Source organism: Geminicoccus sp. (assembly GCF_035556675.1).
Lineage (GTDB): Bacteria > Pseudomonadota > Alphaproteobacteria > Geminicoccales > Geminicoccaceae > Geminicoccus.
Map to the genome: position 1 here is coordinate 1 of NZ_DATMFZ010000291.1, position 7,182 is coordinate 7,182.

The following is a 7,182-nucleotide window of genomic DNA, read 5'->3' on the forward strand; positions in this document are numbered from 1 at the left end:
CGAGCGGGAGTGGAAGATGCCACCCCGTCAGTGGTGCATGGCCAAGGCCCAGTTCGCCATCCTGTTCGGCGAGCGCTTCACCAGAGCCATGGCCTGATCATGGGCAACCGCCCACCGATACACGGAATTCCTGACACTCCCTCCCGGCACTCAACGGCTGGCTGTTACGGTTTGACTGCCGTGAACACGAAATTCCCGGCTGGGAAAGTCCCGACGCCTGCCAACGTGTCCTTCGATCTATTCATCGTAGCTCGCGGTACGTTGTTGCGTGAGCCATTCGTCACGATGTAGCCGGAGTAAATGCACGCCGATGTGCCAACCAGTTGCAGATAACCCCAGACGGGAAACTGAGCGCCGTTCATGCCTCTGCAAAACGATTGGCCGTTGAAGTCGACCACGCCGTTCGGCTTCACTCGCAGCGTGCAGAATGTCCAATAAGGTTCAAAGCCACGCTCATAACCCTGCGAATAAACCTGCCAATCTCCAGAAATATCACCCTGCGTGCAGGCCGCCATTGCCTGCCCGCCCAGCGAACAGACAACTGCTGCTGCACTCAAACGACGCACATAGGTCATGATCATTATCGTTATCCTCTGCCTTATCTAGTTGAAGCTATCGAACTACAGAAATTATGGAAGTTCTATGCGCTATTGCTCGTGGTTGCCTTGGCTATACCAGCGATACCCGAATTACAGCCTCCTTTGCTCGGCATAGGATGAAGCTGAGGGCATGGCGTCTCTGTAAGTTTCCGGTAAATTAGCTTTCCGCCATCATCCGCCAACGTCCGTGGTCATGGCTTACGCAGCCAACCGACTCAGAGGTAGTGCCAGCGAGCGTGGGGGCGTTCCGCGTCGGTGGCGTGCTTCGGGGGCGCTCCGGACATCACTTGTTCTGAGGTGGTGGATGCCGATCGCGACCATCCGGACCGGCCTTGATGCCGCTCCCTGTGATTCTCTTTCTTGACGATCGTGGGACATGCCCTCAGGCAAGATGCCACGGACTGTCCACGGTCGTCCGGGCTCGTGCAGACAATGGATGTGGGGCTAGACGTGGGGCGAGCGAACGGAGGCTCGCTTAACATATTAGTTTCGCACGAAAATCACGTACGACTGGCGGAGGGAACGGGATTCGAACCCGTGAGGAGTTGCCCCCAACACGCTTTCCAGGCGTGCGCCTTAAACCGCTCGGCCATCCCTCCGGTTTCGGCTGGCGATGGCTTCTAGCGGCTGCCATCTTCCCCCGCAACCCGCAGCCGTCACCTGGAGCCGCGCTGTTGCCGCCTAGTCCACCTTCGTCGTCGCCCGTTCCGCCCGTCGCCATGGAATTCGGCCAGGGCGCATGAACTCAGGTGTCATCGGCAGGCTGGACCGGGGCTGCGGCATCCTGGTCACCATCCTGCCCCTTCTGTTCGTGCTGGGCCGGGCGTTCGCCGACGGCGTGGTGATCCTGGTGGCCCTGGCATTCCTGCTGCGCTCGGCCCTGCTGCGGGACTGGCGCTGGCTGCGCGAGCCCTGGGTGGTGGTGGCGCTGGCCTGGGTCGCCTGGCTGACCTTCGGCGGCCTGTTCTCGGCCGATCCCGCGCAAGCGAGCAAGAAGGGCCTCTTGCAGATCCGCTTCGTGCTGTTCGCGGCAGCGCTCGCCGCCGTGCATCTGCGTGATCCGGCGCTCCGCCAGCGTTTCCTCCTGACCCTGGCCACTGCCGTCCTGCTGGTCGCCGCCGACTGCCTGGTGCAGGTCGCAACCGGCTTTTCCCTGACCGGCCAGCCATTGCCCGAAGCCTACCGCCTGTCCGGTCCATTTTCCGCGCAAAAGGCCGGTACCTTCCTCGGCAAGACCGGTTTCCTGGCCCTCCTGCCGCTCCTGGCTCTGACCGGGCAGCGGCGCCTGGCCGCCTCGGTGCCGCTCACCTGCCTGCTGGCGCTGGGCCTCGTGATCCTGTTGACCGGGGAACGCTCAGCCCTCTTCACCTTCAGTCTGGGGGGGCTGGTCTGTCTGGCGGGCTTGCCGGTGCTGCGCCGCTTTCTCCTGCCGGCTCTGGTGCTGGGGATGATGGGCCTGGGCCTGGTGGCAGTGGTCCACCCGATCCTGATCGAGCGGTTCGTCAGCCATACCGTCGACGACCTCGATGGGTTCGCGGACAAGCGCTACGGCCAGATCCTGCGCAGCGGCCTGGCCCTGTTCGCGGAGCAGCCGATCACCGGGATCGGCGTCTCCGAATTCCCCAGGCGCTGCCCCGCACCGGAACTCGCCGCCATCGGGCCGGTCGAGGTGCGCTGCGTCAGCCACCCCCACCATCCCTGGATGGAGATGCTGGTGGAAGGCGGGGTGGTGGCGCTCGCGCTCTGGCTCGGGCTGCTCGCCGCCTGGCTGCGGCGCTTTGCGCAGGGTGGCCGGCTGGTGCTGGTGGCCGGGTTGGCGGCCATGCTGCCGTTCGCCTGGCCGCTCATGACCAGCATGTCCCTGTTCACCACCTGGAACGCGGTGCTGTGGTGGCAGGCAGCGGCACTATTCTTGGCACATGCCCCGATGCGCGGGGCCGGTAGGCCGGTCAGGCCTGGCTGATGAGGCTGGCGGCGATGGCACGGCCCTCGGCCGCGAGGTCGCCCTGGGCGACCTGCCTACCGGCGCGCCGATACCAGTAGCCGGCGTTGCCGAGATCGCCCTCGACCCGATGCAGCCAAGCATGCACCCAGTCGGCATCCGGCCGGCCCTCGTGCTCCTGGACGATACCGTGCGCCTCGTCCCAGCGATCCGCCAGTCCGTACCACACCGCGCGCAGTGCCGGTGTCAGACCGGCCGGCGGTGCGGCACCATCCAGCGACGCCAGGAAGGCGGCCGCGTCGGACTGCGCGGTCAATGGAGTTGGCCCCGCTCGCGCAGATCGCCCATCTGCGGCATCCTGGGTGCCGCCTCGGCATGCTCCTGGGCCTTCTTGCGCTCCAGTTCCAGGATCGCCTTCTGCAGCTTCTCGAACGCGCGCACCTCGATCTGGCGCACCCGCTCGCGGCTCACCCCGTACTTCTCGGAGAGTTGCTCCAGCGTGGTCGGATCCTCCTTCAGGCGCCGCTCGGTCAGGATGTGCTGCTCGCGCTCGTTGAGCACCGACATCGCCTCGGCCAGCAACGCCTCGCGATGGCCGCGCTCGTCGGCCTCGGCGATCGAGCGGTCCTGGGTTTCGCGCTCGTCCTCCAACCAGTCCTGCCACTCGCTCTCGCCCTCGACCCGCAAGGGCGCGTTCAGGGAATGGTCGGGCCCTTCCAGGCGCCGGTTCATGTCGATCACGTCCTGCTCGGTGACCGCCAGCGTGTCGGCGATCGCGCGCACCGTGTCCGGGTGGAGGTCACCCTCCTCCATCGCCTGCATCTGCGACTTCAGCCGGCGCAGGTTGAAGAACAGCTTCTTCTGTGCAGCCGTGGTGCCCATCTTCACCAGCGACCAGGAATGGAGGATATATTCCTGAATGGCTGCCTTGATCCACCACATCGCATAGGTGGCGAGCCTAAAGCCGCGCTCGGGGTCGAAGCGCTTGACCGCCTGCATCAGGCCGACATTGCCCTCCGAGATGATTTCCGACATGGGCAGGCCATAGCCGCGATAGCCCATCGCGATCTTGGCCACGAGCCGCAGGTGGGAGGTCACCAGTTTGTGCGCCGCGTCGGAATCCTCGTCGTCGCGCCAGCGGCGCGCGAGCATGTACTCCTCCTCCGCCGACAGCATCGGAAACCGGCGGATCTCGTCGAGGTAACGGGACAGCCCGCTGCCTTCGAGGGCGACCGTCGGAAGACCGGCCATGGCACTCCTTCTCCTGCGCTTGCAAAGGGCCCGGCATTTCGGACCCATGGGGTCTAGATAGCGTACCCCGGCCGACCTTGCCAGAAGAGCGGTGCTCCCGAGGCGGTTCTGCCGCAAGCGCGCGCGTGCTCAGTCGGGTGGGCCGTCCGTCCGAAACGCGCCCAGTACCTCCTCGAACAAGGGGGGAGGCGGCAGGTCGAATTCCAGGCGCTGGCCGGTGATGGGGTGCTCAAAGCCCAGCTTGCGCGCATGGAGGAGAATCCGGTCCAGCCGCTCGACCAGCGGCCGCGCGGCTTCCGGCAGGTCGCCGGTGCGCCTTGGGCCGTAGAGCCGGTCGCCCAGGATCGGGTGGCCGAGGCTGGCCAGGTGGACGCGGATCTGGTGGGTTCGGCCGGTTTCCAGCCGGCACTCGACCCTGGCCGCGCGCGTGCCCGCTGCCGCCAGCCGCCGCCAGTGGGTGACCGCGCGCTTGCCGCCGCTGCGCACGATCGCCATGCGCTTGCGGTCGAACGGGTCGCGGCCAAGCGGCCGGTCGACGGTGCCCTCGGCCTTGGCCGGCAGGCCACGCACGATCGCTTCGTAGATCCGGTGGATCGAGTGGACGGTGAACTGGCCGGAGAGCAGGGTATGTGCCCGGTCGTGCTTGGCGACCACCATCACGCCCGAGACGTCCTTGTCGAGCCGGTGGACGATGCCGGGCCTGGCCACCCCGCCGATCCCCGAAAGCGAGCCGCCGCAGCGTGCCAGGAGGGCATTGACCAGCGTGCCGTCGTCATGGCCCGGCCCGGGATGGACCACCAGGCCGGCCGGTTTCGCGACCACGATCAGGTGCTCGTCCTCGAACAGGACGCCTACGTCGATCGCCTGGGCCGCCGGGATCGCCGCCGTCGGCGGCGGCACGGCCAGCCGGTAGCTCTCGCCGGCGCGGACCTTGCGCGAGGCCTGGCTCACCTTCTGCCCGTCGCGCAGCACCTGGCCCTGGTCCAGGAGTGCCTGGATGCGCGAACGGGACAGATCGGGTAGGACCGCGGCCAGCCAGGCGTCCAGCCGCCGCCCGGCATCGGCCGGCTCGACCACCCGCGCGAAGCTGGTGGCCGCCGCCTCGTCTGCCGCGGTTCTGTCTGCCGCCACTTTGTCTGCCACCGCCGCGTCCACGCGTGCATCCTGTTCGGAATCTTGATCCATGGGCGAGACCGCCACCCGCATTCTCCTGGGCTTCGTGATCGCCGGCGCGGTCGTGCTGGTGGCCGGAATCGTCCTTCTCATCTGGCTGCTCGCGACCGGCGCGCAAGGCCAGCGTAGCCCAGTGACCGAAGGACCGCCCGTCGTCCGGCTCGCACCTGGCCAGCGCATCCTGGACCTGTCGCGCGGCCCGGACGACCTCGTTCTCCTGCTGGAGGACCAGGAAGGACGCCAGGTGTTGCGCTTGCTCGACCCGAACAGCGGTGCCACCGTCCATGACCTGCCAGTGACGATCGCACCGTGAACGATACCACAGACGGCACGATGGAGGTCCGGATCGAGGCCCTGGGCGGACGGGGCGACGGCATCGCCCGGCTGGCCGACGGCAGCCGCCTGTTCGTGGCCGGCGCTCTGCCGGGCGAGCGCGTCCTGGTGCGGCCGGAGCGGCGGCAGGGCGAGCGGCGCGCCCAGCTCGTCACGGTACTCGAGGGTTCGCCCGAACGGGTGGCCCCGCCATGCCCGCATTTCGGGAACTGTGGTGGCTGCCGGCTGCAGCATTTGGCCCTGCCCAGCTATGCGGCTTTTCTCGAGCAGCGGATCAGGGCGGCCCTGGAGGCGCGTGGCCTGGAAAGCGTGCCGATCGAGCCGGTCGAACTGTCCCCGCCGGCCAGCCGCCGCCGACTGCGCCTGGCTTGGCGCCGCGTGGGCAAGAACGTCGTGCTCGGCATGCGCGAGGCCGGTTCCGCGCGGATCGTCGATCTGACGACCTGCCTGATCGCGAGGCCGGCGCTGGTGGCCCTGCTGCCGTCGCTGCGAGCCCTGCTGGCGGCGCTTGGCACCGCCGACGGCGAGATCGCCCTGGAGGACAGCGAGGCCGGGGTGGACGTCGTGGTGATTACCCAAAAGCCCTTGGCCATGCCGGACCGGATCCGGCTGGCCGCTTCCCTGCCCGAACTCGCCGGTGTCTGCCGGATTTCCTGGCGGAGCGCTGCCGGGCACGAGAGCGAGCCGGTCGCCACGGCGGCGGTGCCGTTTGCGCAGCACGGCCCGATCCGCATCGAGTTGGTGTCCGGCGGCTTCCGCCAGGCGACCGATGCGGGGCTGGCGGCAATGCGCCGCTTCCTGAACCGCCATCTGGCGGGCGCCCGCCACGTGCTCGACCTTTACGGCGGCACCGGTGCCCTGGGTTTGGCTCTGGCCCCGCTGCCGGCCCGGCTGGACGTGGTCGAGGGCGACCAGGCGGCCGCCGCTACGCTCGCCCGGGCACTCGGGCAGGGCATCAGGGGCAGCCGCGTATCCGTCCAGCACCGTGACCTGGAGCGGGACCCGCTCCAGCTGGCCGAACTGCGCCCGGTGGATGCCGTGATCCTGGATCCGCCCCGTGCCGGTGCCAGGCCGCAATGCACGGTCCTGGCCGGAAGCCGCGTCGGGCGGATCGGCTATGTTTCCTGCGCTTCCGGTAGCTTTGCCCGCGACGCGCGTATCCTGGTGGACGGTGGCTACCACCTGATGGGCGTGCAGCCGATCGGCCAGTTCCTCTGGTCGGACGAGATCGAGCTCGCCGCGATCTTCCAGCGCGAACCCGCTTGACCGCACCGGCCGGGCCCTGTAACCAGCGCTCCGTCACCGAGACGTCCCCATCGTCTAGCGGTTAGGACGGCGCCCTCTCACGGCGCAAACAGGGGTTCGAGTCCCCTTGGGGACGCCAAGCTTTCTCAAGCGGTTAGCAGGCGTCGGGCGGCCTAGTCGCTCGCGTTTGCACGAGCCTGCTGGCACGCTTCGGAAATGTATCTCCCCGGATCGAGATGGACGACAACGGATAGGTGAATGTGGCTCGACCTGTTCTGTAGGCCTGCGATCCTAGATCCCCGTGACAGGTTTTGAGATCTACCTTCACCTTAGGTCTGCGGCTCTCGCAGGTCGCACAGAGGAGGGTTCCCCTGGCGGTTATCCCCCTTCCAGAGGCTCCTTTGCCCGTCTAGCGTACCGGACGCAGAGCCTTTAGCCCCATCACGAATAAGGGGCCTCCACTTTGGCAAAGATTACCGGCACCGCCGGCAACGACCGGCTGTTCGGCACGTCCGGACGCGACACCATCCAGGGCCTGGCTGGCAACGACCTCCTCGAAGGCCGGGCGGGCGACGACTTCATCCAGGGCGGCCTGGGCAACGACACGCTGCGCGGCGAGCTCGGCAACGACCGCCTCTA

8 protein-coding genes and 2 tRNA genes are annotated in these 7,182 nt (G+C 67.6%); 5 read left to right on the forward strand and 5 right to left on the reverse strand.

From position 1 onward, the window contains the following. Positions 1-164: 164 nt before the first annotated feature. The gene (locus tag VNS22_RS20000) at positions 165-581 is read right to left on the reverse strand and encodes a hypothetical protein (RefSeq protein WP_325735555.1); all 417 of its coding nucleotides are present in this window, start codon (positions 579-581) and stop codon (positions 165-167) included. A 529-nt stretch (positions 582-1,110) separates the two neighbouring features. Beyond that, positions 1,111-1,198 (reverse strand) — tRNA-Ser (locus VNS22_RS20005). 140 nt (positions 1,199-1,338) lie between these two features. Here VNS22_RS20005 and VNS22_RS20010 point away from each other — a divergent pair. Next, positions 1,339-2,562 carry an O-antigen ligase family protein gene (locus VNS22_RS20010; RefSeq protein WP_325735557.1) on the forward strand — a complete coding sequence of 408 codons (1,224 nt, stop codon included), beginning with the start codon at positions 1,339-1,341 and terminating at the stop codon, positions 2,560-2,562. Here the strand turns inward: VNS22_RS20010 and VNS22_RS20015 are convergent. From VNS22_RS20015 to VNS22_RS20025, 3 genes are all read right to left on the reverse strand, one after another. Continuing rightward, complete coding sequence (locus VNS22_RS20015) at positions 2,549-2,857, reverse strand: hypothetical protein (RefSeq protein WP_325735559.1); 309 nt, start codon at positions 2,855-2,857, stop codon at positions 2,549-2,551. The two genes, VNS22_RS20010 and VNS22_RS20015, sit on opposite strands and share 14 nt — an antisense overlap. Continuing rightward, a complete protein-coding gene (gene rpoH, locus VNS22_RS20020; RefSeq protein ID WP_325735561.1) occupies positions 2,854-3,792 on the reverse strand; it encodes an RNA polymerase sigma factor RpoH in 939 nt (312 codons plus the stop codon). Before rpoH ends, VNS22_RS20015 begins: the two co-directional genes overlap by 4 nt. Before the next feature lie 129 nt (positions 3,793-3,921). Further along, complete coding sequence (locus tag VNS22_RS20025) at positions 3,922-4,923, reverse strand: RluA family pseudouridine synthase (protein WP_325735562.1); 1,002 nt, start codon at positions 4,921-4,923, stop codon at positions 3,922-3,924. 52 nt (positions 4,924-4,975) lie between these two features. On the opposite strand from VNS22_RS20025, the gene VNS22_RS20030 reads away from it, so the two are divergent. The 4 genes from VNS22_RS20030 to VNS22_RS28630 all read left to right on the forward strand — a co-directional run. Then, the gene (locus tag VNS22_RS20030) at positions 4,976-5,278 is read left to right on the forward strand and encodes a hypothetical protein (protein WP_325735563.1); all 303 of its coding nucleotides are present in this window, start codon (positions 4,976-4,978) and stop codon (positions 5,276-5,278) included. Next, positions 5,275-6,564, forward strand: coding sequence for a class I SAM-dependent RNA methyltransferase (locus tag VNS22_RS20035; RefSeq protein ID WP_325735564.1), 1,290 nt, complete (start codon positions 5,275-5,277; stop codon positions 6,562-6,564). Before VNS22_RS20030 ends, VNS22_RS20035 begins: the two co-directional genes overlap by 4 nt. A gap of 43 nt (positions 6,565-6,607) precedes the next feature. Further along, positions 6,608-6,682 (forward strand) — tRNA-Glu (locus VNS22_RS20040). Positions 6,683-7,006: 324 nt separating this feature from the next. Further along, positions 7,007-7,182 (forward strand): calcium-binding protein (locus VNS22_RS28630; protein ID WP_414653394.1); only part of this gene is annotated, 176 nt, incomplete at its 3' end.

Bases quoted from the DNA above. Each gene is read 5' to 3' on its own strand.
- rpoH (WP_325735561.1), bottom strand. From the start codon at position 3,792: ATGGCCGGTCTTCCGACGGTCGCCCTCGAAGGCAGCGGGCTGTCCCGT.
- VNS22_RS20030 (WP_325735563.1), top strand. From the start codon at position 4,976: ATGGGCGAGACCGCCACCCGCATTCTCCTGGGCTTCGTGATCGCCGGC.
- VNS22_RS20000 (WP_325735555.1), bottom strand. From the start codon at position 581: ATGATCATGACCTATGTGCGTCGTTTGAGTGCAGCAGCAGTTGTCTGT.
- VNS22_RS20010 (WP_325735557.1), top strand. From the start codon at position 1,339: ATGAACTCAGGTGTCATCGGCAGGCTGGACCGGGGCTGCGGCATCCTG.